At 69.6% G+C, this 26,949-nt stretch carries 24 protein-coding genes, 2 tRNA genes and 1 pseudogene; 15 read left to right on the top strand and 12 right to left on the bottom strand.

The annotated features are described in order from the left end of the window. Positions 1 to 12 precede the first annotated feature (12 nt). On the top strand, positions 13 to 1,089 hold the full coding sequence (locus ACQBAU_RS12235) for an HD domain-containing protein (RefSeq protein ID WP_434550781.1): 1,077 nt from the start codon (positions 13 to 15) through the stop codon (positions 1,087 to 1,089). Here the strand turns inward: ACQBAU_RS12235 and ACQBAU_RS12230 are convergent. From ACQBAU_RS12230 to ACQBAU_RS12220, 3 genes are read right to left on the bottom strand one after another with little or no spacing between them, the layout of a single operon-like run. Beyond that, complete coding sequence (locus tag ACQBAU_RS12230; RefSeq protein ID WP_434550708.1) at positions 1,063 to 2,217, bottom strand: MerR family transcriptional regulator; 1,155 nt, start codon at positions 2,215 to 2,217, stop codon at positions 1,063 to 1,065. The genes ACQBAU_RS12235 and ACQBAU_RS12230 overlap by 27 nt on opposite strands. Positions 2,218 to 2,235: 18 nt before the next feature. After that, positions 2,236 to 3,063 (bottom strand): 3-methyladenine DNA glycosylase, encoded by an 828-nt coding sequence (locus ACQBAU_RS12225; RefSeq protein WP_465256416.1) that lies wholly within the window; start codon positions 3,061 to 3,063, stop codon positions 2,236 to 2,238. 17 nt (positions 3,064 to 3,080) lie between these two features. After that, positions 3,081 to 3,452 (bottom strand): thiol-disulfide oxidoreductase DCC family protein, encoded by a 372-nt coding sequence (locus ACQBAU_RS12220; protein ID WP_465256417.1) that lies wholly within the window; start codon positions 3,450 to 3,452, stop codon positions 3,081 to 3,083. Between the two features lie 116 nt (positions 3,453 to 3,568). Between ACQBAU_RS12220 and ACQBAU_RS12215 the strand changes: the two genes are divergently transcribed. Next, entirely contained in the window at positions 3,569 to 4,255 is a 687-nt protein-coding gene (locus tag ACQBAU_RS12215) for a DUF5684 domain-containing protein (RefSeq protein WP_465256418.1), read from the top strand. A gap of 4 nt (positions 4,256 to 4,259) precedes the next feature. Here the strand turns inward: ACQBAU_RS12215 and ACQBAU_RS12210 are convergent, their stop codons facing one another. Beyond that, positions 4,260 to 5,339 carry a LacI family DNA-binding transcriptional regulator gene (locus ACQBAU_RS12210; RefSeq protein WP_465256419.1) on the bottom strand — a complete coding sequence of 360 codons (1,080 nt, stop codon included), beginning with the start codon at positions 5,337 to 5,339 and terminating at the stop codon, positions 4,260 to 4,262. A gap of 158 nt (positions 5,340 to 5,497) precedes the next feature. Here ACQBAU_RS12210 and ACQBAU_RS12205 point away from each other — a divergent pair, with 158 nt between their 5' ends. The 5 genes from ACQBAU_RS12205 (at position 5,498) to ACQBAU_RS12185 (ending at position 11,830) form a co-directional block, all read left to right on the top strand. Beyond that, positions 5,498 to 7,555, top strand: a complete 2,058-nt coding sequence (locus ACQBAU_RS12205) for an NHL repeat-containing protein (protein WP_465256420.1) — start codon at positions 5,498 to 5,500, stop codon at positions 7,553 to 7,555. 223 nt (positions 7,556 to 7,778) lie between these two features. Beyond that, a complete protein-coding gene (locus ACQBAU_RS12200; protein ID WP_465256421.1) occupies positions 7,779 to 8,795 on the top strand; it encodes a hypothetical protein in 1,017 nt (338 codons plus the stop codon). 30 nt (positions 8,796 to 8,825) lie between these two features. After that, on the top strand, positions 8,826 to 10,712 hold the full coding sequence (gene dnaG, locus ACQBAU_RS12195) for a DNA primase (RefSeq protein WP_465256483.1): 1,887 nt from the start codon (positions 8,826 to 8,828) through the stop codon (positions 10,710 to 10,712). 125 nt (positions 10,713 to 10,837) lie between these two features. Continuing rightward, on the top strand, positions 10,838 to 11,674 hold the full coding sequence (locus ACQBAU_RS12190; RefSeq protein WP_465256422.1) for a sigma-70 family RNA polymerase sigma factor: 837 nt from the start codon (positions 10,838 to 10,840) through the stop codon (positions 11,672 to 11,674). Positions 11,675 to 11,754: 80 nt separating this feature from the next. Next, positions 11,755 to 11,830 (top strand) — tRNA-Asn (locus tag ACQBAU_RS12185). Between the two features lie 39 nt (positions 11,831 to 11,869). Here ACQBAU_RS12185 and ACQBAU_RS12180 read toward each other — a convergent pair. After that, positions 11,870 to 12,400: a hypothetical protein gene (locus ACQBAU_RS12180; RefSeq protein WP_465256423.1), complete on the bottom strand. Its 531-nt coding sequence runs from the start codon at positions 12,398 to 12,400 to the stop codon at positions 11,870 to 11,872. Then, positions 12,397 to 13,809, bottom strand: coding sequence for an alpha,alpha-trehalose-phosphate synthase (UDP-forming) (locus ACQBAU_RS12175; RefSeq protein WP_434550687.1), 1,413 nt, complete (start codon positions 13,807 to 13,809; stop codon positions 12,397 to 12,399). Before ACQBAU_RS12175 ends, ACQBAU_RS12180 begins: the two co-directional genes overlap by 4 nt. 140 nt (positions 13,810 to 13,949) lie before the next feature. On the opposite strand from ACQBAU_RS12175, the gene otsB reads away from it, so the two are divergent. Then, positions 13,950 to 14,792, top strand: a complete 843-nt coding sequence (gene otsB, locus ACQBAU_RS12170) for a trehalose-phosphatase (protein ID WP_465256424.1) — start codon at positions 13,950 to 13,952, stop codon at positions 14,790 to 14,792. Between the two features lie 19 nt (positions 14,793 to 14,811). On the opposite strand, the gene pabB is transcribed toward otsB, so the two are convergent. After that, complete coding sequence (gene pabB, locus ACQBAU_RS12165) at positions 14,812 to 16,605, bottom strand: aminodeoxychorismate synthase component I (RefSeq protein WP_465256425.1); 1,794 nt, start codon at positions 16,603 to 16,605, stop codon at positions 14,812 to 14,814. Between the two features lie 132 nt (positions 16,606 to 16,737). On the opposite strand from pabB, the gene ACQBAU_RS12160 reads away from it, so the two are divergent. From ACQBAU_RS12160 to ACQBAU_RS12135, 6 genes are all read left to right on the top strand, one after another. Then, complete coding sequence (locus tag ACQBAU_RS12160; RefSeq protein ID WP_465256426.1) at positions 16,738 to 17,394, top strand: hypothetical protein; 657 nt, start codon at positions 16,738 to 16,740, stop codon at positions 17,392 to 17,394. Between the two features lie 107 nt (positions 17,395 to 17,501). After that, positions 17,502 to 19,283 carry a glycoside hydrolase family 3 protein gene (locus tag ACQBAU_RS12155; RefSeq protein WP_465256427.1) on the top strand — a complete coding sequence of 594 codons (1,782 nt, stop codon included), beginning with the start codon at positions 17,502 to 17,504 and terminating at the stop codon, positions 19,281 to 19,283. Positions 19,284 to 19,288: 5 nt separating this feature from the next. Next, positions 19,289 to 19,558, top strand: a complete 270-nt coding sequence (locus ACQBAU_RS12150) for a VOC family protein (protein WP_465256489.1) — start codon at positions 19,289 to 19,291, stop codon at positions 19,556 to 19,558. Beyond that, positions 19,492 to 19,641, top strand: coding sequence for a VOC family protein (locus tag ACQBAU_RS12145; RefSeq protein WP_465256428.1), 150 nt, complete (start codon positions 19,492 to 19,494; stop codon positions 19,639 to 19,641). Before ACQBAU_RS12150 ends, ACQBAU_RS12145 begins: the two co-directional genes overlap by 67 nt. A 77-nt stretch (positions 19,642 to 19,718) precedes the next feature. Beyond that, positions 19,719 to 20,288, top strand: coding sequence for a type IV toxin-antitoxin system AbiEi family antitoxin domain-containing protein (locus ACQBAU_RS12140; RefSeq protein WP_465256429.1), 570 nt, complete (start codon positions 19,719 to 19,721; stop codon positions 20,286 to 20,288). Positions 20,289 to 20,489: 201 nt separating this feature from the next. Next, on the top strand, positions 20,490 to 21,230 hold the full coding sequence (locus tag ACQBAU_RS12135; RefSeq protein WP_465256430.1) for a nucleotidyl transferase AbiEii/AbiGii toxin family protein: 741 nt from the start codon (positions 20,490 to 20,492) through the stop codon (positions 21,228 to 21,230). Between the two features lie 204 nt (positions 21,231 to 21,434). On the opposite strand, the gene ACQBAU_RS12130 is transcribed toward ACQBAU_RS12135, so the two are convergent. From ACQBAU_RS12130 to ACQBAU_RS12110, 5 genes are all read right to left on the bottom strand, one after another. Further along, positions 21,435 to 21,508: transfer RNA gene (locus tag ACQBAU_RS12130), tRNA-Ile, on the bottom strand. A 29-nt stretch (positions 21,509 to 21,537) separates the two neighbouring features. Beyond that, entirely contained in the window at positions 21,538 to 22,614 is a 1,077-nt protein-coding gene (locus ACQBAU_RS12125; protein ID WP_465256431.1) for a hydroxyacid dehydrogenase, read from the bottom strand. Between the two features lie 5 nt (positions 22,615 to 22,619). After that, on the bottom strand, positions 22,620 to 23,819 hold the full coding sequence (locus tag ACQBAU_RS12120; RefSeq protein WP_465256432.1) for a glycosyltransferase 87 family protein: 1,200 nt from the start codon (positions 23,817 to 23,819) through the stop codon (positions 22,620 to 22,622). Positions 23,820 to 23,828: 9 nt separating this feature from the next. Next, positions 23,829 to 24,632 (bottom strand): HAD family hydrolase, encoded by an 804-nt coding sequence (locus tag ACQBAU_RS12115; protein WP_465256433.1) that lies wholly within the window; start codon positions 24,630 to 24,632, stop codon positions 23,829 to 23,831. Continuing rightward, positions 24,629 to 25,558, bottom strand: a complete 930-nt coding sequence (locus ACQBAU_RS12110) for a hypothetical protein (protein ID WP_465256434.1) — start codon at positions 25,556 to 25,558, stop codon at positions 24,629 to 24,631. Before ACQBAU_RS12110 ends, ACQBAU_RS12115 begins: the two co-directional genes overlap by 4 nt. A gap of 293 nt (positions 25,559 to 25,851) precedes the next feature. On the opposite strand from ACQBAU_RS12110, the pseudogene ACQBAU_RS12105 reads away from it, so the two are divergent. After that, a pseudogene (locus ACQBAU_RS12105) lies at positions 25,852 to 26,820 on the top strand (AAA family ATPase); the annotation flags it as partial. Positions 26,821 to 26,949 lie beyond the last annotated feature (129 nt).

Here is a 26,949-nt window from a genome sequence, read left to right as displayed (position 1 = left end):
TGGGCGGCGACGATGACCGGGCACACGGGGGAGGACCTGGTCCGCGCCCATGCCGACTCGGCCGGCTGGATCGACGTGGGGACGGTGAACGATCGACGCGCCCGGGAGGAGCAGGAGGCCGCGACCCTGCGGCCAGGAGCGACCCTCGCGCACGGGGCCGGGGACCGGGCGGTCGCCGAGGAGCCGGACCCGGAGCGGACCTGCTTCGAACGCGACCACGACCGGATCGTGCACTCGGCCGCGTTCCGCCGGCTCGCCGGCAAGACCCAGGTCGTGGTCTACCCCAACGACCACCAGCGCACCCGGCTGACCCACGCGATCGAGGTCGCACAGGTGGCCACCTCGATCGCCCGCGGGATCGGCGCCAACGCCACCCTCGCCGAGACGATCGCGCTGGGCCACGACTGCGGCCACGGCCCGGGCGGACACGCCAGCGAGGACGCCTTCGACCCGTACCTGCCCGAGGGCTACGACCACGGCCCGTGGGGGGCCGACGTCGTGCTGGCGCCGCTCAACCTGTGCCGCGAGACCCTCGACGGCATCCGCAACCACTCGTGGTCGCGGCCGGGACCGGAGACGGTGGAGGGTGAAGTGGTGTCGTGGGCGGACCGGATCGCCTACTGCGCCCACGACCTCGAGGACGCCGTGCACGCCGGCATCGTCGCCGAGCGGGACCTCCCCGACGACGTCGCCGAGCTGTGTGGTCGTGACCGTCGGACCCAGTTGTCGAGGTTCATCCGCGGGGTGATCAGCGCGACCGTGCGGACCAACCGGGTCGGGATGGAACCCGAACTCGCCGGCGCCCTGTCGTCACTGCGGCGCTTCAACTACGAGCGGATCTACACCCGCCCTGCCTCGCTGGCGCAGTCGCGTGCGGTGATCAAGATCCTGCAGGCGTTGGTCGAGCACTACGCCGCTCGGCCGACCGACATTCCGTGGCCGGTCGCGGTTCACCCCGGTGGTGCCGAGGCCGTACGCGCAGCGGTCGCGTACGTGGGTGGCATGACCGACCGGTTCGCCTTCGACAGCGCGGTCCGGCTGCTCGGTTGGCCGGTCGACGAGCTACCGATGGGCATCGACCGGCACTGAGTCAGCGGTCTCGGGGCGGGCGGGCATGATCACGACGTTTCGACCCGGGGCGGCCGGGGCCTGCAGCAGCACCGGACGGACGGTGTCGCCGAACAGCACCAGCAGTTGATCACCGGGCATGGCGGTCACGGCCTCCCGGAGCAACGCCGTGGTGAACCGCAGCTCGGTCCCTGGTTCGGCACCGAGGACCCGCCCCGGCACCCGGGCGCCGGCCAGCGTGGCACCTCCGGCGTCGATCGCCAGACCGATGAACTCGTCGTCGGTGGCCAGTGCCGTGAGAACGGCCCCGCGGGTGAGCAGCAGGCGGTGGTCGCGGGAAGCGTACGCACTCAGGAACTGTGTGTGGTCGGGAAACCCGGAGATGTCGGCGGGGTCGACCGGGAGATGATCATGGTCGGTGTCGTCGTGGTCGTCGGTGTCGTGATCATCGTCGGTGAGCCGCAGCTCCCCGTCCTCGGCGATGATCACCACGTGGTCGACCCCGTCGAGCCAGTCGCTTGCGTCGGCGAGCCGGCTGAGCGGGATTCCCAGTCGGCCGTGGCCACCGTGACCCGGCGGCACCGGGATCCGATGGGTGAACATCCGGAACCGGTCGGTGGCCACCACGTCGACGTGGTCGCCGTCCAGGTCGACCAGCACACGGTCGAACGGCTCGTCCGGAGCAGCCATGCTGCCGGCGGCACGCAGCGCGTCCGCGAGCACCGGACCGTTCAGGCGTACCGGTTCGGTGGCGGTCGAGGGCACTTCTCGCAGGGCGCGTGCGGTTCGCCGGAGGGCCGCGGCCGCCTGCAGGCCTGCGCGCTCGCGATCGGTGGCCAACTCGTCCAGTTCGGCTGCGGCCAGTTCCGGGTCACCGTCGAGCACGCGGCGCAGTACGTCCAGTGGGACGTCCACCTCCCGTAGGTCGCGAATGCGGCGAGCCCGGCGAACCGTGGGCGTCGCGTAGTAGCGGTAGCCATTGTGGGCATCGACGTGATCGGGATGCAGCAAGCCGATCTGGTCGTAGTAGCGCAACGCACTGGGCGACAACCCGACGGCTTCGGCGTACGCGCCGATGGTCATCAGCGGATCGGTGTACTCGGTGGTCTTCGTGGTCTTGGTGGTCTCGATGACGCGGATCTGGTTCATGACGATGATCCTGTGGCTTCAGCCAACCTGAAGGTCAAGCACGGCCAGCGCCTGATCGGCGATGTCGAGGAGTTGGCGCCGCAGGGGCTGCCCCCGGTCAGCGAACTCCCGTTGCAGGGCGACGTACTCGGCACGACCGGGCGTGGTCTCGATCATGATCGGACTGGTCGTCCGGATCGGTCCACCCGGGTCGGGGAGCGACGACAGGTCGTACGGGCTGGCGCGCATGTCGACCCACCGGACGTCCATCGCCAGGTCGAAGCAGTCCATGATCAACTCCGACGGGGTCGCCGGTCGCAGCTTGCCGGCCCACTTGTAGAGGTCCATCGTCGTGTGCAGGCAGCCGGGCTGGTCGTCGGTGAGCTGCCCGGCCCGGGTCAGCACCCGGTCGTTGTGGGGCAGGGCGGTCGGGGTGAAGAACCGGTACGCGTCGAAGTGGGTGCACCAGACACCGCGCTCCTCGACGGTCGCAGCCACCTCGTCGTCGCTCAACCGGAGACCGAGGTGCCGATGCCGCACCCGGCTGCTGCGGTGGACCATCGCCCACTCGTGCAGGCCGAAGCAGCCGAAGGCGGGTGGTCGGCGGTCGGTCGCGGCCAGCAGGTCGCGGATCCACCGGATGCCGTCCACCCGTGGCCGCAGCACCGCGACGTCGGCGTTCGGCAGCCCGGGCTCGAACTGTCGGAGCCGACCGGGCCGCTCGGAGTAGTACTCGAACAGGAAGTCCTCGACCGGATGGGCGATGCCACGCCGGGCCCGGTCCAGGTGTGCCGCCAGGGCCGCGTCGACCCGGGCATGGTGCCGACGGACGCGGACGTCACCGACTGCTGCCAAGGATTCCTGCACCCGACCATCCTCCCCCGCTATGAGGTCCGGCAGGCGTCGGTACTGCCCGGCAACCGGTGACGGTTCGCCGCGATCAACCGGTAGCCGGCCCGGGTGAGCTGGATCAGCCCCGGCAGAGCGAGCAGCTGGGCGAGCAGGGGGTAGCTGTCGGTCCCCGTCCGCCACCAGCCCAGCACGGCGTCGGCACCGCCCAGCACCTCGCCGTGCTCGGTCACGAAGTGGATCTCCGCGTCCGCCATCGCCGGCGTGATGCCGTACGTGGCCTCGTCGTCGGGCCGCCAGGGGCGGACCTCGACCGTGTCCGCCGACCCGATCCGTCGCCGCAGCCACCTCGCCGAGCTGGTGCAGAAGCCGCAGTCGCCGTCGTACAACAGGGTCTCGGTGGCCATGGATCGAGCGTAGCCCGGCTGTGGACGGACGGAACTCAAGTCGTCCGAGCGTCGTCTAGAGTGGCCGGGCCGCCGACGAGGCGCCCAACCATCATTCCTCGAGGAGGGTTCCCGGCATGACCGAAGACGAAGCAGTTGGCCTGACCGTCGTGATCACCATGGTGGTCTACCTCGTGGTGATCGCCATCACGTACGTGATCACGTCAGTGCTACTGATGATGCTGTTCAAGAAGATCGGCATCAAGCCGTTCCGGGCCTGGGTCCCCTTCATGAACTATGCGGCGCTGCTCCAGGTCGGTGGCAATTCCGGCTGGTGGGCCGCAGCCCTGTTGGTGCCCGGGCTCAACCTCGTCCCCGCGATCTTCGTGCTGATCACGTACTACAAGATCGGCAAGGGCCTGCGACTCGACGACACCATCAACCTGATCCTGGTGATCATCGGCTTCTGGATCATCTACGCCCTGGTCGCAGGGAAGTCGTACGACCATCGCCTGACCGGGGTGCAGACCCGGCAGCCCGACCAGCTCGAGGAGATCGCCGCCGGTCGACTGGTCGCCGCCGACGTGTCGCCCGGGTACGGCCAGCCGCACCAGCAGCAGGGGTACGGGCAACCGCAGGGGTACGGGCAGCAGCCGCCGCAGCAGGGGTACGGGCAGCAGCCCCCGCAGCAGGGGTACGGGCAGCAGCCGCACCAGCAGCAGGGGTACGGGCAACCGCAGGGGTACGGGCAGCAGCCGCCGCAACAGGGTTACGGGCAGCAGCCGCCGCAGCAGGGGTACGGGCAGCAGTCGCCCTGGCAGTGATCGGCTAGGCCGGCGGCGCAGTCGAGCCGCGCACGACCAGGCGTGGGTCGAGCTCGATGTGGACCCGGTGGCTCGTGTGCCCGTACGCGGTGTCGTGGACGTGCTCCAACAACAGGTTCGTCGCCCGCTCGCCCAGTGCGGCCTTGGGGGTCGAGATCGCGGTGAGGGGCGGCTGGCCCATGGTGGCGAGCTCGTCGTCGTAGGCGATCAGGGACAGGTCCTCGGGTACGGCGATGCCGAGCCGCTGGGCGCAGTGGGCCATGGTGAGTGCCACCGTGTCGTCGCGGCAGACGAGCGCGGTGGCCCCCGCGTCGCGGACCCGCGTCAGCACACGCTCGGCCTCGACGTCGGACTGCCAGCGCTGGAAGTTTCGGTCGACACCGAGCGGACAGTGCGTCGCGTCGAGCCCGAAGCGTGCCAGCAGATCGGCCCAGAGTGCGTTGACGGAGACGAGGTCCATCCGGCGGGCATGGCCGAAGAAGGCGATGCCGGTGTGGCCGAGCTCGACCAGGTGCTCCATCGCGAGGGTGAGGCCGCGGGGGAACGAGGTGCGGATCGAGCTGAGGCTCCGTCCCGGCCAGGTGACCGGAAGGCTCCGCTCCAGCAGCACGGTGGGGGTGTCGATGGAGCTGAGCCAGTCGAGCTGGCCCGGGTCGAGGTCGTCGGCGTCGATGGTCGGCCCGAACAGCAGTCCGTCGACGCCGCTGCTGATCAACTCGTCGACGAGCGTGCGTTCGCGGTCGGTTTCGTACCTCGACACCCGCAGCGAGCTCGCGGCGCCGGCGTGGCGCAGCGTCCGGTCGATGCCACTGAGCAGTGGTCGGTAGACGTAGTCGGTCGTGGGGACCACCACGCCGATCGTGAGGTCGGCCCTGGCGGCGATCCGGCCCATGTCGGGGGCTGCGGACGGTCGCGTCGCCCCGCCACGAACCCGTACGGCCAGTCCTTCTGCGGCGAGCTGCTCGAGGTCGCGCCGGACCGTCATCTCGGAGACGGCGAACCGGCGCGCCAGATCGGCCACGGTCACCGACCCGTCGTCGTCGATCAACCGCAGGACGCGGCTGCGGCGATCACGAGTGCTCATCACCCCATGCTCCCGGAGGGACAAGTGCCAAGCAAACGAACATGATGTTCAAGAAATGATCGAAGTGTTTGACCCTTGACGGTTCGATCGTCACGTGTTTGACTCCCTCCACCCGGTCGCGCAATCCCCAGCGGCGACTGTTGATGCAAGGAGGCACCATGAGGACCCCCCGACTCGTCTGCGCACTGTTCACCGTCTTGGCGTTGCTCGGCCCGGCGATGGTCGCACCGCGGGCCCAGGCCGTCACCGACCCGGGGCTGGTTGACCTCGGTCCGGCCATGAGCGCCACCGACGTCGGCGCCATCGGCGCCGGCCCCGACTTCAAGGGTGGTGGCCTGGTGTACGTGACCACCTCGGGTCACCCGCCCACCTTCACCGTGCTGGACGCCGAGACCAACGAGGTCGTCTACCAGCAGACGATGCCGGGTGACGAGTTCGTCTCCTCGAACGTGATCGACACCAAGGCGGGGCTCACCTACTTCTCGTTCCGGTCGAACCGGACGACGCAGATCTGGGTGTACGACGTGGCGACCAACACCGTCGAGGAGGTCGTCCAGGCCTGCCGTGACTGTGAGATCGGCGAGCCCGTGTTCCGCATCTTCGAGGTGGCCGACGACGGCACGCTCTACATGGCCTCGTACCCGAACGCCTCGGTCTACAGCTACAACCCCGAGACCAAGGCGGTGCGCAACTACGGTCCGGCCTTCACCGACGGGGAATACCTGTGGGGACTCACGATGGTGGGAGACCAGGTGTTCGTCGGCTCGGGCAACGGACCCGGGCTCGGCCGGTTGTTCCAGCTCGACCCGGTGTCGGGGGAGTACACCCAGGTGCAGTTCGCCGAGGGCGCGCAGACGCCCCGCGTGATCGGTGAGCTGCAGTCGGTCGGCAGTGTCGTGGTGGTGCCGATGAAGGGTGACGCCAACCCGATCCACCTGTACGACAGCAACACCGGCGAATGGGTGTGCCCGGGGCTGCAGGCGCCCGGGTTCCCGCAGCCGACGGACGCCTTCGACGAGGACCCGATCGACGGTCAGCTCTACTTCCGAAGCGTCGACAAGATCTGGCGGCTCGATGTCGCCGCCTGCAGCTACACCGAGGTGTTCGACCTGGCGGCCAACGGTCTGGACGACCGCGTCTGGAGCGGGGTCAAGGCGATCCCGACCGGTCCGGTGGACGATCCGGACCTGTGGCGCCTGATCACCTTCGCCACCGACGGTGAGAGCCTGGTGATCAACCCGGCCGACGGCACCTACGAGTTGCGTGAGTCCAACGTGCTGCCGTCGCCGGTCAGCACCCACACCGTCGGCATCGGTCCTGACGGGAACCTGTACGTGGGGGCCTTCCTGAGTCCGTACGTGATGGGTCGACTCGATCCCGACACCAATGAGCTGACCGTGCTCACCGGTCCGGAGCAGTCCGACTCGACCACCACCGTCGGGGACCACGTGGTCGTCACCAGCTACCCGGGGGCGGTCGTCCACAGCGGCAAGGTCGAGGAGCCCTGGGACTGGGGCACCAATCCACGCAAGATCTTCGACGGTGTCGCCGAGGAGCAGGACCGCATCTTCGAGGTCGTCGACGCCGACGGGCTGGCCGTACTCGGGTCGATCCCGAAGTACGGGCTGCTCAGTGGTGCGATCACCGTGCTTGATCCGGCCACCGGTGACAGCCAGATCTATCGCGGGATCATCGGTGACCTGTCCGTCGGCGCGCTCGCCTACCGTGGCGGTGTCGTCTACGTCGGGACCACGGTCCACGGTGGCGCCGGCAGCAAGCCCGATCCGGCGGCCGAAGGGATGATCGCCACCTTCGACATGCGGACCCGCACCATCACCCACTCCACCGTCGCCGTCCCCGGGTCGAACACCGTGGGTGGCCTGGCCTTCGGCCGGGGCGAGCTGTGGGGGATGACCGACAGTGGTGTGCTGTTCCGTTACGACACCCGTGGCCACCAGGTCGTGGAGACCGTCGCGGTCCCCGGTGCCGGCGGCGGCACCAACTGGGGCAGGCTTCCGGAACTGAAGTTCAACGAGGCCGACGGCCTGTTCTACGGCCTCAGCGCGACCCGTCAGTTGTTCAGCTTCGACAGTCGCAACAACCAGGTCCGCATCATCGACGACGAGAACGACCTCAAGGGCCTGCAGGTGATGCCCAGCGGTCGCATCTACGCGATCAACGAGACCAACATCTTCTACTACGACCCGATCAGCTGATCGGGAGCACGGCGCGGGCCAAGCGTCCGCGCCGTGCCGTACGGCCGTACGACCGCAGGACCCCACCAACCAGAAGAGGTTCCCATCATTCACTGCCCGTGACATCACACAGGAGTCGATCGTCATGACAACCGTCCATCCCCCCACGTCCCGTTCCCCGAAGTCCCGTCCCCCGAAGTCCCGTCCCCCGAAGTCCCGTCCCCCGAAGTCCCGTCCAATCGCGGTGGTCGCCACACTGCGATGTGCACTGTCCTCGGTCATCGCCCTGCTCGTCACCATCACCGCCGTCGGCTGGTGGGCGCCGCCCGCAGAGGCGGCACCGGTCGTGGTGAGCGACTCCACCGCGGACCGGTCGCGGACGTTCAGGGATCGGGAACGCGGCAACGTCTTCTCGGTCCAGTTCCAGACGACGAAGCCGAACGAGGATCGCCGGGTCCACGGCGTCATCGTCGCCACCCTGGGCCAGATCGACGACGACATCATGTTGGCGATGGTGACGCTCAAGTGCTGGGGTCCGGGCCAGACCGAGCCGACGAAGGACGACTACAACCAGTACGAGAACGTGCTCAGTCAGCAGCGCAACGTGCTCCGGGGCGAGAGCTCGCGGATGTCGCTGCGCTGGACCTACCGGGCGGTCACCCCGGGCACCCATCACTGCGTGGTCAACTTCTACACCATGCGTCCCCGGCCGGTTGACGGTGTCGATCCCGCCGACCAGAAGATCTTGGTCGACAACGGGTCCCTCGTCAGCGTCACCAGCCCACTGCCCACCGGCACCAACCAGGTGCGGATCCCCCAGGGAGGCACCGAGTTCCTGACTGCGGACCGGCCGGCGAAGAACTTCATGAACCGGGTCTGGCAGGCACCCGCAGGGGTCGATCAGATCGCCGTCAACGGCGACTTCATGGTCACCTCGTGCACCTACTACCTGGCCGACGGTTGTGAGGAGAAGGACCAGTACCGTGCCGGCGGCACGGTCAAGGCCGTGCTGTACGTGAAGCAGTACAACACCGCGGGCACCGGCTACTGCAACGTGACCACCGACACCCCGGACGGGGGAGCCAACCAGTTCATCAGTAGGGACCGGCACCACCAGACGCTGCGAACCGGGGTGCTGGTGCCGGTGAGCACCGCGCCGGACTGCTCCCGCAACTTCCGCATCTACGTCGCCCTGACCTGGGTGTCCGGTGCGGCGATCAAGGTGCACAGCTACTCGGCCGTGTCGGCGGCCATCTGGTGAGCCGTACGTCACCAGCTCCCGGTTTCGGGACTGCGTAGACTCCCCGACGTGGCAGGGAGGATCAACGACGCGGACGTGGCGGAAGTGCGCGACCGCGCCCGGATCGACGAGATCGTGGGCTCGTACCTGCAGCTCCGGAACGCGGGGGGTGGCTCGAAGAAGGGCCTGTGCCCGTTCCACGACGAGAAGACCCCCAGCTTCCAGGTCACCCCGGCCAAGGGCCTGTTCTACTGCTTCGGCTGTGGTGAGGGTGGCGACGTCATCACCTTCGTGCAGAAGGTCGACAACCTGAGCTTCGCCGAGGCGGTGCAACGGTTGGCCGACAAGGTCGGGGTGCAGTTGCGCTACACCGACTCCGGCGGTCCGAGCGTGGCCCCCGGGCTCCGGATGCGGCTGCTCGAGGCCCACCAGGCCGCCGCGGAGTTCTTCGCCCAGCAGCTCACCAGCCCCGACGCGTTGGTGGCCCGGCAGTTCCTCGACCAGCGCGGTTTCGATCGCGAGGCCGCCGAGCGGTTCGGGGTCGGGTACGCCCCCCGGGGTGGTCGCGAACTCGCCGACCACCTGCGTGCCCGCGGGTTCAGCCACTCCGAGCTGGTCACCGGTGGCCTGGTGCGCGAGCGTGGCTGGGACTTCTTCCAGGGACGGCTGCTGTGGCCCATCCGGGACTCCGCGACCTCGGTGCTGGGGTTCGGCGCCCGCCGGCTGCACGACGACGACCGGGTGCCGGCCAAGTACGTCAACACCCCCGAGACCCCGCTCTACAAGAAGTCCCAGGTGCTGTACGGCCTCGACCTGGCCCGGACCGCGATCGGCAAGAAGTCACAGGCGGTCATCGTCGAGGGCTACACCGACGTGATGGCCTGCCACCTCGCCGGCGTCGACACCGCGATCGCCTCCTGCGGCACCGCCTTCGGCAACGACCACGCCAAGCTGCTGCGCCGGCTGATGGGGGACCACGACGCCTTCAACGGTGAGGTGATCTTCACCTTCGACGGCGATGCCGCCGGGCAGGCCGCGGCGATGAAGGTGTTCTCCGGCGACGCCAACTTCATCTCCCAGACCTACGTGGCCGTCGAACCGTCCGGCCTCGACCCGTGCGACCTGCGGCTGCAGCAGGGCGAGGCCGAGGTCCGGGAACTGGTGGCCCGTCGGGTGCCGCTCTACCGGTTCGTGATGGGCAACGTGATCGCCGGGTTCGACCTGGATCGGGTCGAGGGCCGGGTCCAGGCGTTGCGTGCGGCCGCACCGCTGGTGGGCAGCATCCGCGACAAGTCGATGGTCGGTGGTTACGTGCGCGAGCTGGCCCAACTGCTCGGCATGGACGTCGACGAGGTGCGGGCCGAGGTGATGCGGGCCGCCTCCCGCGGCTCGGCCCCCGCCACGCCATCCGATCGGCCGGTCCAGGTGGACGAGCCGGTGGCACCCCAGCCCTCCGTGCTGCCCGACCCGCATGACCGTGACCTGGTGGTGGAACGGGAGACCCTCAAGCTCGCCCTGCACACCCCGGACGGCTTCGACCCGCAGTGGTACGGCCTCACCACCGACGACTTCGCCCACCCGGCGTACCGGGCCGTGTTCAACAGCCTGCAGGCAGCTGCGTCCGACGGCGAGATCGGGCCCGACTGGACCGACCGGGTACGCGGGCAGCTCCCCGACGAGCGGCTCGATCAGCTCGTCGTGCAACTCGTCGTCGAACCGTTGACCACGAACCGGGAGCCCGACGCGGCGTTCACCCGGGCGTACGCGGCGAAGCTGCAGTTGATCAGGTTGACCGGCGAGATCGGCGACATGAAGTCGAAGCTGCAGCGGACCAACCCGGTCACCGACACCACCGCGTACAACCAGATGTTCTCGGTGCTGCTGGGCCTGGAGTCGCGTCGCGCCCGACTCAAGCAACTCGCGGTCGGCGACGTCTGACCCGAGGCCCCGGAGTTGGGGTCCGCATGAGTGGGCTCGGCGAGGTTGTGGATGACCGGCGCCGTTGTCCACAGTTCGCCGATCGGGGCTGTTGCCGCACGGTGACCCGGGCTGATCGTGGATTCATGGACCTACCAGACATCCCGCTGCTCGCCGCCGAGGACGAACACCGCCTCGCCAAGGACATCGAAGCCGGCGTCCTCGCCGTCGCCCAACTCCGTGGACCGACCGACGACCGGGCGGGGACCGAGGAGGAGCTGCGCGCCTTGGTCGAGCTCGGCCGTCGGGCCGAACAACGCTTCCTCGGCGCCAACCTTCGGCTGGTGAAGATGGTGTCGGGCCGGGCCGCCCACGGCACCCACCTGGCCGAGGAGGACCTCTTCCAAGAAGGTGTGTGCGGGCTCGCCGTCGCCGTCCGGCGCTTCGACCACCGGCGCGGGGTGCGGTTCGCCACGTACGCGCTGCCGTGGATCCGCGCGGCGGTGACCGACGCCATCGCCGGCGCCGAGACCGTACGACAGGCCTCTCGTTGGCGGGCCCACCGCCGGGAGGTCGCCGAGGCCGAGGCTGACCTGGCCAACACCCTGCGTCGGCAGCCGACCCGACGGGAGACCGCGGCCGCTCTCGGTCGCTCCCCGGCCTGGCTGGCCTCGTTGCCGACGAACGCGCCGGTGGTGTCGCTGGAGGTGCTGCCGGGGCTGGACGTCGTCGACCCGAGCAGTGCGGACGAGTTCGCCGACACCGAGTGGGCAGCCAGTTGCGGGCCGTTGCTGGAGCGCCTGCCGGAGCTGCAACGCCGGATCATCGAGCTGCGGTACGGCTTCACCGGTGACCCGCTCACCTACGTGGCCATCGCCCGTGGACTGGACCTCGGTGCAGCCACCGTCCGGCGTCTTGAGCTGCAGGCCCTGGCGGAGCTGCGGTCGCAGGTCGCCGCAACGGGGCAGCGGACGGCTGCCTGAGGTGCGTCGTGGATCTGTCATTGAGTTTGCGAAGCCTGCCGGGGTCGGCTACCGTTTCGGGGTCGCCGATTTCGGTGCGATCCCCTGTAGCTCAGTTGGCAGAGCACTCGACTGTTAATCGAGTTGTCGTAGGTTCGAGCCCTACCGGGGGAGCCAGGACATCCCTGCCCGTCGGCACTCTGCCGAGTTGTGGCTTCAGCCGAACTCCCGCCGCAACCGGCGAACGGCGGCGTCGGCGAACGCCTGCACGTCGGGGTCGTTCCAGCGGAGCCCGCGCCCCGGTACCGCCTGCCACGACAGCGTCTGGTCGGCCAGGTTGCGTCGGGCACTGACCGTCAGCCCGCTGTGGGTGTCGGGCACCTCCAGGTACCGCTGGAAGACGATGCTGGCCTGGACGCGTTCGGTCATCACCTCGGCGACCAGCCCCGGGTTGTGCAGCCGCACCTTCTTGCGGCCACCGGGATGGAGCTCCAGCTCCAGGGTGTCGGTGTCAGGGTTCCAGCTGCCGTGGTCGATCACGTGCCAGCCCAACAGGTCCCAGTCGCGGCCGGAGCCGTGCGCGATGTGGCTCGGCAGGGCCACCACCTGACCTGACGGCTCGGCGTCGGCGACGGCCAACACCTGCCAGCGCAGGCCCGACGCCAGGCACACCTCCCGCAGGCCGGTGCGGTCGACGCCGGTCAGCCGGGGCCGGCGCGGTCGCTTCGGATTCGTGGCCGGGCTCATGGGTTCTGGCTGATCTCGGTGAGGTCGGCGATGAACCGGTCGGCCCACCGGTCGATGTCGTGCTCGAACACCTGCTTGCGCATCGCCCGCATCCGGCGCGACCGCTCGGCCGAGCTGGCCCGGTGGGCGCCGAGCACGGCGTCCTTCATGCCGTTGATGTCGTACGGGTTGACCATCCAGGCCTGCTTCAGCTCAGCGGCGGCACCGGCGAACTCGCTCAGCACCAGGGCGCCGGTGTTGTCGGTCCGACAGGCCACGTACTCCTTGGCGACCAGGTTCATCCCGTCGCGCAGCGGCGTGACGACCATGACGTCGGCGGCCCGGTAGAGCGCGGCCATCTCCTCGCGGGGATAGGAGTTGTGCAGGTACGTGATGGGCGGGCGCCCGATCGTGCCGATGTCGCCGTTGATCCGGCCGACGAGGCGGTCGATCTCGTCGCGCAGCGTCCGGTACTGCTCGACACGTTCCCGCGACGGGGTGGCGACCTGCACGAAGGTCGCCTCCTGCGGATCGAGCTGCCCCTCGGCGAACAGCTCGCCGAACGCCCGGATGCGCTGCTTCAGGCCCTTGGTGTAGTCGAGCCGGTCGACACCGAGGAAGATCGTCCGTGGTTCGCCGAGGTCGGTCCGGATCTGCTCGGCGCGGTAACGGGTCGACTGCTCCGACGCCAACGTCTCGAAGCCACGGCTGTCGATCGAGATCGGGTACGCCTTCGCGCGGGTGTCGCGGCCGTCGGGATGGACGATCCGGTCGCGTTGGGTCTGCAGGCCGAGCCGGTTGCGCACCAGTCGGACGAAGTTCTGCGCACCGCCGGGCAGCTGGAAGCCGACCAGGTCGGCACCGAGCAGGCCCGCCAGGATCTCCTTGCGCCACGGCAACTGCTGGTACAGCTCGACCGGCGGGAACGGGATGTGCAGGAAGAAGCCGATCTTGAGGTCCGGTCGCTGCTCCCGCAGCATCTTCGGCACCAGCTGCAACTGGTAGTCCTGCACCCACACCACCGCGCCCCGCTTGGCGGTCTGTGCGGCCATGTCGGCGAACCGCCGGTTGACCGACACGTAGGCGTCCCACCACTCGCGGTGGAACTCGGGGAACTCGACCACGTCGTGGTAGAGCGGCCACAGGGTGCCGTTGGAGAACCCCTCGTAGTAGTCGCGGACGTCGTCACTCGACAACGGCACGGGGACCAGCTGCAACCCGTCGTAGCGGAACGGTTCGACCACCTCGTCGGCGGCACCGTGCCAGCCCACCCAGGCGCCCTGGTTCTTGCGCATCACCGGGGCCAGCGCGCTGACCAGCCCACCGGGGGAGGTGCGCCAGTCGCTGCTCCCGTCGGGCAGCACCATCCGGTCGGCGGCCAATCGGTTGGCCACGACGACGAACGAGGACTTGATCGGCTTGGTCGGCATTGGGCGTCGGCCTCCTCACTGTGATGACGAACATCGCGGATCACAGACCAGCCCTCAGGCTATCCGATCTGATCATGACCACGGTCGCCAACCTCCGAGAGACACGTTGGACCGCTCCGAGATCTGCCAAGCTGGGGCCCATGACGACTCCGCCCCCTGTTGCGGCAGACCTCGACCGCGTGGCGGGGGCCGTACTGGCCGATCCCGCCGGGACGCTGCTGGCGACCGACTTCGACGGCGTACTCGCCCCGATCGTCGCCGACCCCGAGGCCGCCACCGCCGACCCGGCGGCGATGGCCGCCCTGGTGCGGGTGAGTGGGCTGGTCGGCCGGGTGGTGGTGATCACCGGACGGCCGGTCCGGACGGCGGTCCGGTTGGGTGCGCTGGCCGGTCGCCTGGGCCTCGAGCGGCTCACCGTCCTGGGCCAGTACGGCGTCGAGCGGTGGGACGCCGAGACCGACACCTACGACATCCCGCCGGCCCCCGCGGTGATGACGGAGTTGGAGGCCCGGCTGCCGGCGGTGTTGAGCGAGCACGGCTGGCCCGACGCGAAGCTGGAGCACAAGGGCCGGGCGCTGGCCGTCCACACCCGGCAGCTGGCCGACCCTCGCCGGGCGTTCGACGAACTGTCGGGACCGGTCACCGCCCTGGCCGAGGAGCTGGGGCTGCACACCGAGCCCGGGAAACTGGTGCTGGAGGTCCGCGCCCCCGGGATGGACAAGGGGATCGCGTTGCGCCGGGTGCTCGCCGAAGCAGGTGCCCGGGTGGTCGTGTACGCCGGTGACGACCTCGGCGACATGCCGGCCTTCCACGTCGTACGGGAATGGCACGCGAACGAGGGTCGTGGGATCACCGTCTTCTCCGGCCCGAGCGAGGGCGAACCCCTTCCCGAGCTGACCGAACTGGCCGACGTGGTGGTCGACGGGACCGCTGGGATCGCCGCCTGGTTGGACGCCCTGGCCGATCGGCTCGAAGCGGGCTGACCACCGGCGCGAGCCGTGGTCAGTCGATCAACACGGCCTTCCGCCAGCCGCGGAGCGAGTTGATCACCGCGACCTCGTCGGCGGCCCGGAGCTCGGCGACGGTGATCGACCGCTCCTCCAGCCGTCCCTCGCCGAGCAGCCGTCCCCGCCGGATGCCCGGCAGGCAGCCGTCGGAGGTCGGTGGGGTGAACCAGCTGTCACCGACCCGGACGACCAGGTTGGCGATCGTGGTCTCGGTGACGTGGCCGTGGTCGTTGACCAACACCACGTCGTCGGCCCCGCCATCACCGATCCGGTGCCGGGTCCGCGCATCCTCGTACAGCTGTCGGTTGGTGGTCTTGTGGTGCAGCCACGGTGAGTCCGGGTCGACCGGCAGCCCGTCGACCACCAGCCGGACCGGGGCGGTGTCGGGGTCGGGTGCCACGGTGGACTTGATCGTGAACCCGCCGGTCGGGCCGAGCTGGACGCGGACCCGGGCACGTGGCCACGGGCGGACGTCGGCCAATCGTTCGCGGAGTTGGGTCAGGTCGACGGGGCGGTCGAAGTGGTCGGCCGAGGCAGCCAGCCGGGCCAGGTGTCGATTCAGATCGACCACCACTCCGTCGCGGGCGCCCATCGTCTCCAGCAGGTCCCAGTCGGTCGGGCGGTGGTCCCAGACCGCGGTCTTGGCCAGGACCTCCTCCCACTCCCCGGCGGGTGTCGAACCCCAGGTGATGCCGCCACCGACGCCGTACGTCGCCCGCCCGGTGCTGCGCCCCACCACGGCCGTCCGGATCGCGACGCTGAACCGGGCCCGGACCGGCCGGTCCGCCGGCGCCACCCAGCCGATCGCCCCGCAGTACACGCCACGCGGGGACGGCTCGAGCTCGGTGATCAACTCCATGGTGCGCGCCTTCGGGGCGCCGGTGACCGAGCCGCTGGGGAACAGGGCGGTGAACACGTCGACCAGGTCGGTGTCGCCGGCCAGTCGACCACTGACGGTCGAGGTGAGTTGCCACACCGTCGGGAACCGCCTACAGGCAAAGAGATCGGAGACTTCGACCGTCCCGGGCCGGCAGATCCGCGACAGGTCGTTGCGGACCAGGTCGACGATCATCAGGTTCTCCGCGCGGTCCTTCCGGCTGCTGATCAACTGCTCCCGTCGAGCCCGATCCACGGCCACCGACGGAGCCCGCGCGATGGTGCCCTTCATCGGTTCGCAGACGAGTCGGTCACCGCGCCACTCGAAGAACCCCTCCGGACTGGCCGACACGACCGCGTGGTCGGAGACGTCGCCGAGGTCGAGCAGGGCGTTGTACCGGCCGCGCTGTCCGGTCGCGAGATGGGCGTACAGCTGGGCGGGGGCAGCGGTGCGGTTGACCTGCAGTCGGGTCGTCAGGTTGCACTGGTAGGTCTCGCCGGCGGCGATCGCGGCCCGTACGGCGTCGACCGCCGCGCCGTGCTCGGCGGAGGTCCAGGCCAGCTGTCGTGCACCGGCCAGCGGAGCGACGGAGGTGGGCAGTGACTGGGGATCGGTCGGGGGACCGCCGATCATGAACCACACCAGCGGCATGCCGGCCGGGTCGGTGTGGGCACTGTCGGTCGCGGCGGTCACCAGGCCCGGGTCGAAGGCTGCCGCCGCGTCGTACGCGACGTAGCCGGCCGCCCACCGCCCCTGCTCACTGGCCGTGGCCACGGCTTCCAGTGCCGGCACGACCTCGTCGGTGGTCCGGGCCACGACGACCCGGTGGGGTTGCTCGAAGAGCCACGAGACGCCGTCGACGAGGTCGTCGAAGCGTGCGCTGGGGCCGCTGCTGCCGGTCACGCGGGTCACTCAAGCACATCGGCGAGGCGGGGTTCACGTGAAGTTCACCAGGAATGATTCACAGGACCACGTGAATCACGGCATGATCGATACCAATCGTCCGCCGGTCGTGGTGGGCGTCGACCAAGGGGGATCCGACCCATGACCGAGAACAGCTTCCGCCCGGGCCGACGTGGGTTCGCGCTTGCAGCCGGATCGGCGGTGGTCGGCGGCCTGCTCGCCACCGCGCCGACCAGCGGCACCGTCCACGCGGCCCCGGGGTGGCCGAACGACTGTGACGAGATCGATGCGGGCCCACTCGTCCCCCCGCCGTCGGACGACGTCGCCGCCCAGGTCGCCGCTCTCGATCGGCTCGGCTACTGGCAGGGCGTCTGGGAGGGCCGCGGCTGGACGATGACCGAGAACGGCCGGATGAACTTCGACCAGTACGAACGGATCCAGCGCAAGCTCAGCGGCGAGCTGATGGTCGTGGAGGGCAAGGGAACCGTCCGCAGCGCCCCACTGGAGGTCTTGTTCCGGGCGTACGCGACCTTGGGCTACGACACCGCGACCGAGAGCTACTCCTGGCGGGCCCTGAGCAACGGTGGCGAGGTCGTGGTGCCGTTCGAGGTCACCGACGACGGTTGGGCGTGGGAACTGCCGCTGGGCGGGCCCGCCCGGATGCGTTATGTGTCGACCTTCAACGGGATGAGGTGGCACGAGACCGGGGCGTTCACCCCTGACGGTGGCCAGACCTGGATCCCCAGCCTCGAGTTCACGGTCTTCAAGAAGCGTCGCTGCGAGGTGCCGGGGCGCTGACCAGCGCGATGCCCGGGTGCCACGTCGCCCGCTGGTAACGTCCGGGACAGGTTCACCTGCGACGACGGGGACGTCGTCGCCGTCCCCGAGGAGGAACTGTGGTCCCCATGTCCGTGTCCCGCCGTACGGTGCTGGTGGGCGGCTCGCTCGCCGCGGCCGCCGTCGCAGGGCTCCAGCCCACGCCCGCCCACGCAGCCCGCAACGAACAGCGCTGGATCACCGCGACCATCGGCGCGATGACCCCGGAACAGAAGATCGGCCAGCTGTTCGTGCAGGAGGTGTACGGCAGCACGCCCGACACCGCCGACGCCCGGAACCTGCCGCAGTACGGGGTGGAGACGCCGCGCGAGGTGGTGGAGACGCTCCACCTCGGCGGTGTCATCTACTTCGCCTGGACCGACAGCTACGTCAACCCCGAACAGGTCGCCACGTTGTCCAACGGGCTGCAGGAGGCGGCGCTGTCGGCCAAGGGCGGTGCGCCGCTGTTCATCGCCACCGACCAGGAGCAGGGCGTGGTGACGCGGTTCGGGCCGCCGGCCACCCAGTTCCCGGGGTCGATGGCGCTGGGTGCCGGGCGGTCGGCGACCGACGCGCGGACCGCAGCGGCGATCACCGGTCAGGAGTTGCGCGCTGTCGGCATCAACGTCGACTTCGCTCCGGTCTCGGACGTGAACGTCAACGCCGAGAACCCGGTGATCGGGGTCCGGGCGTTCAGCTCCGACCCGACGCTGACCGCCGAACTGGTGGCGGCCCAGGTCGACGGCTACCAGGTCGACGGGCAGGTCTGCTCGTCCACCAAGCACTTCCCGGGCCACGGTGACACCGCGACCGACTCCCACACCGGGCTGCCCGTGATCACCCACAGCCGGGAGGAGTGGGAACGGATCGACGCCCCGCCGTTCATCGCCGCGATGGAGCGTGGGGTGGACATGGTGATGACCGCACACCTGTTGGTCCCGGCGCTCGACGACTCCGACGATCCGGCGACGCTGAGCCACACGATCATGACCGGGATCCTGCGCGACGAGCTCGGCTACGACGGTGTGTTGATCACTGACGGCCTGATGATGGCCGCGATCCGGGAGAAGTACGGCGACGCGGAGGTGGCCGTCCGGGCACTCGAGGCCGGTGTTGATCAACTGTTGATGGCGCCCAAGCCGCTGGAGGCGCGCGACGCGATCATGGACGCCCTGCGGTCGGGGCGGCTGCGCTGGCGCGACATCGACGCCAAGCTGCGCCGGATCCTGCGAGCGAAGTACCGCCGAGGCATCGTCGCCCGCCCGCTGGCGGACCTGACCAAGATCAACTCGATCGTCGGCACCGACGAACACGAAGCGGCCGCGGCCTATATCACCGACCACACCGTCACCTTGATCAAGAACGACGCCGGCACGCTGCCGCTGTCGGTGGCCGGTACGTCGGTGCTGGTCACCGGGTACGGCGTCAGCACGACCCGATCGGTCGCCGACGAGCTGATCGCCCGAGGTGCCACGACGACCGTGCTGCAGACCGGCACCCGGCCGACCGAGGCGCAGATTGCCGAGGTGGTGTCGGCCGCCGGGAGCCACGACACGGTCGTGGTGCTGACCAACAAGGCGTGGGACACCAAGGTCACCGACCCCGAGGCGGGGCAGCAACGGCTGGTGACCGAGCTGCACGCATCCGGGGCGACCTTGGTCGTGGTGGCCGTACGCGATCCGTACGACATCAACACCTTCGACGAGATCGACACCTACGTGGCGACCTACTCCTACAGTCCGGTCGCACCACCGGCGTTGGTGCGCATGCTGACCGGCGAGGTGCCACCCATCGGCAAGCTCCCGGTCGACATCCCGGTGTCCGGGTCGACCGGGGTGCTGTACTCGTTCGGCCACGGACTGGGGTACTGAGAACCATGCGTGTCGTCGAGATCATCGCGGACCTGCCGGTGGCCGACATCGAAGCGGCCAAGGACTTCTACGCCGGTTACCTGGGACTCGCTGACGAGCAGTTCAACCTCGGCTGGGTCGCCCGGTTCACCTCACCCGACACCGGCGCCCAACTCCAGGTGGTCACCCGCGACGAGACCGCACCCCAGGACGCCGTCATCTCGGTAAGGTGGACGACGTCGACGCGGCTTACGCCGATGCCCGGTCCCGGGGGTACGAGATCGTCCACCCACTGACCGACGAGGAGTGGGGTGTCCGCCGGTTCTTCGTTCGGTCTCCCGACGGCAACGTCCTCAACATCGTTGCCCATCGTGAGTGACTCAACGGCGGGTGATGTGTGCGTGGGTTTTCAACATTACTGTGGCAGTAGTATTACGGTTCCGTTATACTATTGACATGGCACTCAAGAGGTTGGCTCGAGACGAGCTGTGGGACATCGCGACAACGCAGCACGGATTCGTGACGGCCCAGCAGGCCGCCGAGGTAGGTGTTGGCAAGCAGTCGCTCCAGATGCTGGTGCATCGGGGCACTCTGGAGCGTGCCGTGCACGGGGTCTATCGGTTCCCGCAGTACCCGGAGGGCGAGCATGATCGGCTCGCCCTTGCGGTGTTGTGGGCCCGGGTGCCCGAGGCCGCCTTGTCCCACGAGACGGCACTGGACGCCTATGGGATCAGCGACGTCAATCCCAACCGCATCCACCTCACCGTCGGCAAGCATCGCCGTTTCCGTCGAGCCAGTGGTGAGGACTACGTCGTCCACTACGAGACCCTGAACGCCAAGCAGATCGGTTGGTGGCAGGAGATCCCGACCGTCACGCCGGCGACCGCGATCGAGCAGTGCATTGCGTACGGGACTCCGACGTATCTGCTTCGGCAGGCTGTCGAGCGCGGTCACGCGCAGGGCCACGTCAAGACAGCAGAGCGCGACGCGCTGGCCGATCGGTTGGAGGGGCGCCATGGGCGGTGAGCACGTCGTTTCCCGGTTGGCCGCGCCGCTGGGCACGGTCAAGCCGAAGCCGAAGCAGCCAGTCTCGACAAAGGTGCTGAACGCCTGGTCACCCAAGCCGAAGGGCATCTAGGTGACGAGGCCAAGGGTGGTCGGCTCGGTTGGCTGGTCGCGTCGTCGGTCGCCATCGCCGCCGTCCAGCGCGCCCTCGACGAGGGCGGCATGCCCTTGTTCTTGCTCAAGGGTGGCACCTTGCTCCAGCATCGGCTCAATGCGACGGCCCGTACCACCAAGGATGTCGACGGTCTGATCCGCGGTGACATGGACAGCTTCTTCGAAGCACTCGAAGGCGTGCTGGACGAGGCCTGGGGGCCACTGACTTTGCGTCGTGGTGCGGTGGAGGTGGTCGACGTTCCAACCAAGATCATCAAGCCACGCCGCTTCGACCTCATCATCGACATTCGCGGTGTCACCTGGCGGCGCATCCAGTTCGAGGTCGCACCTGACGAGGCCGGCATCGGCCAGGAAAGCGAGGCCATCGAGCCTCCACCGTTGGTCGGCTTCGGCCTGCCCAATCCTGAAGTGCTGGTCGGGATCAGCATGAGATACCAGATTGCCCAGAAGCTTCATGCGGTCTCTGACCCGCACGAGCCGCCGGGCTCGATCAACGACCGTGCCCGCGACGTCGTGGACCTGCTCCTACTGCGTGACCTCATCACTGCGACCGGCAGTCCGACACAGGCCGAGGTGTGTGAAGCCGGGATCGCCGTCTTCGAGTCCCGCGCTGCCGAGGCCGCTGGATCGGGTAGGCCGATGCGCGCGTGGCCGCCAACCGTCACCGCTCATGATCACTGGGCCGGTGACTACGCGAGGGCCGCAGCCTCCGGCGGCATCCAACTCTCCCTCGATGCCGCCGTCGCAGTTGTGAACGACTGGGTCGTGGCCGTAACCAACAGTCGCTGAAGCCTGGGTGGACGACAACCCGGTCTCAGATCAGCATCCACACCGCGATTCGACGCCTACACCATCGGGTTCACCGCAGCTCCTTGCGTCGGCGTCGCCGTGCTCGTCCTCGCCGCGATCGGAGCAGGCGTCGCGCTCCGCAAGGTGAGGGCTGGACAGGTCGCCACGGCAGGAGCGGAGTCATGAGGCAGGGGACGACCCACGTGGGGCGGGCGGGGCTCGAACCCGCGACCAAGGGATTATGAGTCCCGTGCTCTGACCTGCTGAGCTACCGCCCCGAAAGCACGGGTGAGTCTACTGGCCCCGCTCAGGCGGAGCGCTCGTACTGCTCGGCGGTGACGGGGAAGTGGTAGGCCTCGCCCCGGGCGAGTGCCTCGACCTCGGCGACGGCGGCAGCGCCGAGGCTGGCGAGTTCGCGGCCCTGGGCGCCGGCGAGGTGCGGGGTGAGCCACACGTTCGGCAACGTCCACAACACGTCGTCGGCCGGCAGCGGCTCCGGCCACGTCACGTCGAGGATCGCGTCGATCCGGCCACTGGCGCACTCGGTGCGCAGGCCGTCGTGGTCGACCAGGATGCCGCGGGCGGAGTTGATGAAGGTCGCACCGTCGGGCATCGACGCCAACAGCTCGGCGGTGATCATGCCCTTGGTCGACTCCAGGATCGGGGCGTGCAGGGTGATGATCTGGCTGGTCGCCATCAGCTCGTCGAGGGGTACCAGCTCGGTGCCCAGCTCGGCCGCCTCGGCCGCATCGAGGGTGGGGTCCGACAGCAGCAGCCGGTAGCCATGTCGCTTCAGCTCGGGGATCACCAACCGGCCGATCCGGGAGGCACCGATCACGCCGACCGTCACGCCGTAGTTGCCGATCCGGTCGGTCTGCCAGTGTTCGCGGCCCAGCTCGGCGGCCATGCTCGGCTCGGGCTCCGGCGCAGCCGCCGGTGCCCCGTTCGGGGCGGCGGCCCGGCTGCGGGGGAGGGCCCGCTTCCCGGCCAGCAGCACCATCGCCAACGTCCACTGCGCGACCGGCCACGCGTTCGCCTCGGCCGCGGTCGTCACCATCACCCCACGGGCGTAGCAGCCCGGGTCGAAGACGCCGCGGACCGTCCCGGCGGCGTGGGCGACGAGTCTCAGGTCCGGGGCGTACGACAGTACCTCCGGCGTCATCCTCGGGGCACCCCAGCCGGTGATCACCGCGTCCGCCCGGCCGAGGAGCTCCCGGGCCTCGGGGGTGTCGTACGACTGCAGTGTCGCCTCACCGATCACGTCGGCGACCGCCTCCAGGCGCTCCCGGACCGGCGACGTCAACAGCCGATCACGCAGGGCGTCCGAGGCCATGGCCATGATGACGCGCGGACGTCCGGTGGTGCTGGGTTCAACAGGTGCCATGGGCGTCATCCCATCACATTCGGGCCCACCACAGGTGCAGCCGTCCTGACCGGCAACCGCCGGGCCTGGACCACGGCGGTGATCAACAACGCCAGCACCAACAACACCGTCGTCGCGGCGACCAGGTTCTCCACCGGACCGTACGACAACTCGCGCATGTCGGCACTCGGCAACACCCGCCACGGTGCGGCGGACACCCACAGCACCAGCGTCCATCCCAACCCCCGCAGGGGGCGGGGGAGGTCGGGGCGCAGCACCAGCACCACCGCCAACGGCAGGATCCACACGTAGTGGTGGCTCCACGACACCGGGGAGGCGATCAGGCCGCCGAACGCCACCAGGCACAGCGCGAGCACCGGCTCACCCCGTTTGGCCCACATCGCCCCCGCGACCAGGCCGAGCACGGCGGCGGCCGCGGCCGGCACCAGCCCGATGGTGGCGGCGTCCGGGCCGAGGATCCGTGCCCACGCGCCGACGATCGACTGGTTGTCGAAGTAGACGATCGAGTCACCCAACCCGGTGTCGCCACCCACGAGCCCACCCCAGAAGGTGATCGCCCGCTGGGGCAGCACGGCCAACCCGACCACACCCAGCACGACGAAGGTGATCACCGCGACGACCGCCTCGCGGCGCCGACCGATCAGCCATAGGTGGACGACGTTGATCGCCGGCGTCAGCTTGATCGCCGACGCCAACCCCACCAGCCAGCCGTCGACGCGGCTGCGCCCGACGCGGATGACGTCGACCAGCACGAGGGCGCACAACAGCAGCCCCACCTGACCGAGCGAGACGGTGAACGTGATCGGCTGCACGAACAGGATGGCGGCCGTGGCCACGCCGGTCAGCGGCGCGCCCCGCAGCCCGAGCCGGTGCAGGATGATCAACAGGACGACGACGTCCATCAGCAACCACAGCAGCTGCACCACCGGTTCGGGCACGAGGGTCAGCGGGATCGCCAGCAGGGCAGCGATCGGTGGGTAGATGAACGGCAGGTCACCGGGCAGGGCGTAGAAGTCGCGGCCGGTCAGCAGGTACTCCCCGGCCAGCCGGTACACCGCCAGGTCGGCCATCTCGGGCAGCCACGGCCACCAGCCGCCGGCGACGTACCACGCGGCGACCAGCGGTGCCGGTACGAGGGCGAGCAACCGACCCCACTCCCGGGCCGTGTGCCACCGCGTCGCGGGTGCCGTGGCGGGCGCAGCCATCGCCGACCCTCAGTCGAGCCAGCCGGTGATGACGCCACCGACGGCGCTGTCGGCATTGCTGCCGATCACGGTGCCCACCCCGAGCACCGCCGGGTGGGCCCCCTCCATCACGTACGGCATCCCGGCCCACTGCAGCATCGCCAGGTCGTTCGGCATGTCACCGAACGCGGCCACCTCCTCGGCCGCGATGCCGCGCGCGCGGCAGTGCTCGGCCAGCATCGACGCCTTGCTGACCCCGGCCGGGCTGAGCTCCAACAGGCCGCGCCCGTCGTCGGAGGAGTGGGTGACGGTCAGCCGGTCACCGATGACCTCGCCGGCCAGCTCGGCCAACCGGTCGGCACTGTACTGATGGTTCTGCGCCAGCAGCTTCACGAACGGGGCGTCGGCGACCAGCTTCTCGAACGGCCCCTCGAACACGATGTCCTGCCCGAGCGGGCGGCGCAGGTAGGTGGGCTCGACGCCGTACCGCCAGCCCTGCTCGATCGCGAACGAGGTGCCGGTCACCTCCCGCCGCAGGTCCATCACCACATCACTGGCCACCGCCGGGTCGATCGGGTGGCTGCGCAGCACCTCGCCGGAGCCGGTGTCGTACAACATCGCACCGTTGCTGGCGATCACCAGCGGATGGACGCCCGCGATGTCGGACACCTCGTCCAGCCAGCGTAACGGCCGACCGGTCGCGATCAGGAACTCCAGCCCGGCCTCCCGTGCAGCCACCACCGCCTCGGCGTTGGCCTGCGACACGGTGCCGTCGGGGGAGAGGAAGGTCCCGTCGAGGTCGGTCACCACCAACCGGGGACGCAGACTGCTCACAGCCGCGACCGCGGACTCTGCTGTCCGCCGCCGGACTCGGTGCCACTGGGCTGCGGCGACGCACTCGCCGACGACGGGCTGCCGGACCCCTGGGTGGGACTCGGCGAACCGCTGGGGCTGCCCGATCCGCTCTGTGACGGGCTGCCGGTCTCCGACGGCGACTCCTGCGGCGACGGGCTGCCCGACTGCGGCGGCGGCGAGCCGGTACCGCTACCACTGCCGCTCTGCGGGATCGGCTCCGGCGGCGGCGACGGCGGTTCGTCGTGGAACAGCCAGATCGCGATCAGCACGGCCAGCACGGCCAGCAGCATCATCAGCAGCCACGAGATCAGGACCGTCGGCCACCCGGCGCGGTCACGGCGCCCCGGCCACGGCAACGGCCAGACCTTGGTCAGCCCGGGCCGGACCTTGTGCAGCCAGTAGTGCCGGTAGTCGGGCCCACTGGGGGTGCCCTGCTGGCCGAGGGTGCGCAACTCCACCTCGGCGAGCAGGTGGTCGGCCAGTACGCGGTCGTCCTCGGTGCCGGTGTGCGCCAGCGCGACCCAGGGGGCCTCCGGCTCGTCGTCGTGGCCGGCCAACCCCTCCTCGGGGATGAACTTGCGGGCCCACCGACCGGTGTCCTGGCTCTGCCCACCGCGGGCGAGCACGGAGTCGATGTGGAGCTTGTTGACCAGCCCGGCGAACCGGTCCCGGGCCGCGGCGTCGGCCGCCGACCCCTCACTGAGCCGGACGACGACCGCTTCGTCGCCCTCGTCGCTGTGGGCCAGGTAGGCGACGCCACTGGGTCCACTGCGCAACCGGGAGTCCAGCCAGTACGGACCGACCCGCGGCGGGTCGGTCGGGACGAGCGGGTTCAACAGTCGCCCGTCGGCAGGCGAATCGGGCGATCCGCCCTGGGGCGAACCCGGTGGCGTGGGAGCTGACATCGCCTCACATCTCATCACATCGGTGGTCGAACGCGGTGCCCCTACACCGTACGGATGGGCGCCAATTCGCGCGCCGGCACCGGCGCAGTCGGGGAGTCGATCCCCCCGGCGCCCGCGCGACTGGACCGGCGCGGATGCCAGAATGGTGAGGCCCGGCCAGTATCGTGGCCCGTGGCATGTTCGTCGGCCGTCGTTCCGGCGGCACCGGTACGACTTCGAGGAGCAACTGCGTGACAACCGATCAGGCCGCCCCCGGCGCCGGCAGTGACCGCGCCTCCACCGACGGTGAGGCGATGGACAACAAGCAGGCGGCGGGACTGCTGCGGCAGGCGATCGACCAGGTGCAGCGGGTGATCGTCGGTCAGGAGCACATGGTCGAGCAGCTGATGGTCGGGCTGCTCGCCAAGGGCCACATTCTGCTCGAAGGTGTCCCCGGCGTCGCCAAGACGCTGGCCGTCCGCAGCTTCGCGACCGTGGTCGGCGGCGACTTCGCCCGCGTTCAGTTCACCCCCGACCTGGTGCCCTCCGACATCGTCGGCACCCGGATCTACTCCTCGTCGCAGGAGAAGTTCGAGATTGAGCTCGGCCCGGTCTTCGTCAACTTCGTGCTGGCCGACGAGATCAACCGCGCACCCGCCAAGGTGCAGTCGGCCATGCTGGAGCTGATGGCCGAGAAGCAGGTGTCGATCGGCGGAAAGACCTACCCCGCGCCGAAGCCGTTCATCGTGATCGCCACCCAGAACCCGGTCGAGTCCGAGGGTGTCTACCCGCTCCCGGAGGCCCAGCGTGACCGCTTCCTGCTGAAGGTCGACGTCCCGTACCCGCGCGGCAACGAGGAGTTCGAGATCCTCCGCCGGATGAGCGTCGACCCGCCCGAGGCGAACCCGGTGCTCAACCCGGAGATGGTGCTGCAGCTGCAGCGCAAGGCCTCCGACGTGTTCGTCCACAACCTGCTCGCCGAGTACATCGTCCGGCTCGTGATGGCGACCCGTTCGCCGGCCGAGTTCAACCTGCCCGACCTCGAGCCGGTGATCCAGATCGGCTGCTCGCCCCGTGCGACGCTCGGCCTGGTCGCCGCCTCCCGGGCGCTCGCGCTGATCCACGGCCGCGACTACGTGCTGCCGACCGACGTGCAGGCCGTCGCCAAGGACGTCATGGCCCACCGGCTGGTGCTCGGCTTCGACGCCGTCGCCGACAACATCTCACCCGACCACGTGGTCGAGCGGATCGTGGCGATGGTGCCGCCCCCCACCCCGGTGTGGGCCGGCGGCCGGTCCCGCGGCGACCAGCCGGCCCAGGCGGGCCAGCGCGAGCAGGGCCGCCCGCAACACCAGAACTCGGCCAACCGGCCGCCACAACCGCAGGGCCAGCAGTTCCCGCCGCCCGGCCAG

The sequence above is a fragment of the Carbonicoccus niuqiaonis genome, assembly GCF_050157065.1.
In the GTDB taxonomy this organism is placed as follows: Bacteria; Actinomycetota; Actinomycetes; order Propionibacteriales; family Propionibacteriaceae; genus Avipropionibacterium.
Note: the sequence above shows the minus strand (reverse complement) of the source record. Positions and strands in the feature narration are given on the sequence as shown.

Excerpts from the sequence above, each read along its gene's own strand:
- ACQBAU_RS12235 (WP_434550781.1), top strand. The coding sequence starts at position 13 with ATGACCGGGCACACGGGGGAGGACCTGGTCCGCGCCCATGCCGACTCG.
- ACQBAU_RS12230 (WP_434550708.1), bottom strand. The coding sequence starts at position 2,217 with ATGAACCAGATCCGCGTCATCGAGACCACCAAGACCACGAAGACCACC.
- ACQBAU_RS12220 (WP_465256417.1), bottom strand. The coding sequence starts at position 3,452 with ATGGCCACCGAGACCCTGTTGTACGACGGCGACTGCGGCTTCTGCACC.
- ACQBAU_RS12215 (WP_465256418.1), top strand. The coding sequence starts at position 3,569 with ATGACCGAAGACGAAGCAGTTGGCCTGACCGTCGTGATCACCATGGTG.
- ACQBAU_RS12210 (WP_465256419.1), bottom strand. The coding sequence starts at position 5,339 with ATGAGCACTCGTGATCGCCGCAGCCGCGTCCTGCGGTTGATCGACGAC.
- ACQBAU_RS12205 (WP_465256420.1), top strand. The coding sequence starts at position 5,498 with ATGAGGACCCCCCGACTCGTCTGCGCACTGTTCACCGTCTTGGCGTTG.
- ACQBAU_RS12190 (WP_465256422.1), top strand. The coding sequence starts at position 10,838 with ATGGACCTACCAGACATCCCGCTGCTCGCCGCCGAGGACGAACACCGC.
- ACQBAU_RS12180 (WP_465256423.1), bottom strand. The coding sequence starts at position 12,400 with ATGAGCCCGGCCACGAATCCGAAGCGACCGCGCCGGCCCCGGCTGACC.
- ACQBAU_RS12175 (WP_434550687.1), bottom strand. The coding sequence starts at position 13,809 with ATGCCGACCAAGCCGATCAAGTCCTCGTTCGTCGTCGTGGCCAACCGA.
- otsB (WP_465256424.1), top strand. The coding sequence starts at position 13,950 with ATGACGACTCCGCCCCCTGTTGCGGCAGACCTCGACCGCGTGGCGGGG.
- ACQBAU_RS12160 (WP_465256426.1), top strand. The coding sequence starts at position 16,738 with ATGACCGAGAACAGCTTCCGCCCGGGCCGACGTGGGTTCGCGCTTGCA.
- ACQBAU_RS12155 (WP_465256427.1), top strand. The coding sequence starts at position 17,502 with ATGTCCGTGTCCCGCCGTACGGTGCTGGTGGGCGGCTCGCTCGCCGCG.
- ACQBAU_RS12150 (WP_465256489.1), top strand. The coding sequence starts at position 19,289 with ATGCGTGTCGTCGAGATCATCGCGGACCTGCCGGTGGCCGACATCGAA.
- ACQBAU_RS12140 (WP_465256429.1), top strand. The coding sequence starts at position 19,719 with ATGGCACTCAAGAGGTTGGCTCGAGACGAGCTGTGGGACATCGCGACA.
- ACQBAU_RS12135 (WP_465256430.1), top strand. The coding sequence starts at position 20,490 with ATGCCCTTGTTCTTGCTCAAGGGTGGCACCTTGCTCCAGCATCGGCTC.
- ACQBAU_RS12125 (WP_465256431.1), bottom strand. The coding sequence starts at position 22,614 with ATGGCACCTGTTGAACCCAGCACCACCGGACGTCCGCGCGTCATCATG.
- ACQBAU_RS12120 (WP_465256432.1), bottom strand. The coding sequence starts at position 23,819 with ATGGCTGCGCCCGCCACGGCACCCGCGACGCGGTGGCACACGGCCCGG.
- ACQBAU_RS12110 (WP_465256434.1), bottom strand. The coding sequence starts at position 25,558 with ATGTCAGCTCCCACGCCACCGGGTTCGCCCCAGGGCGGATCGCCCGAT.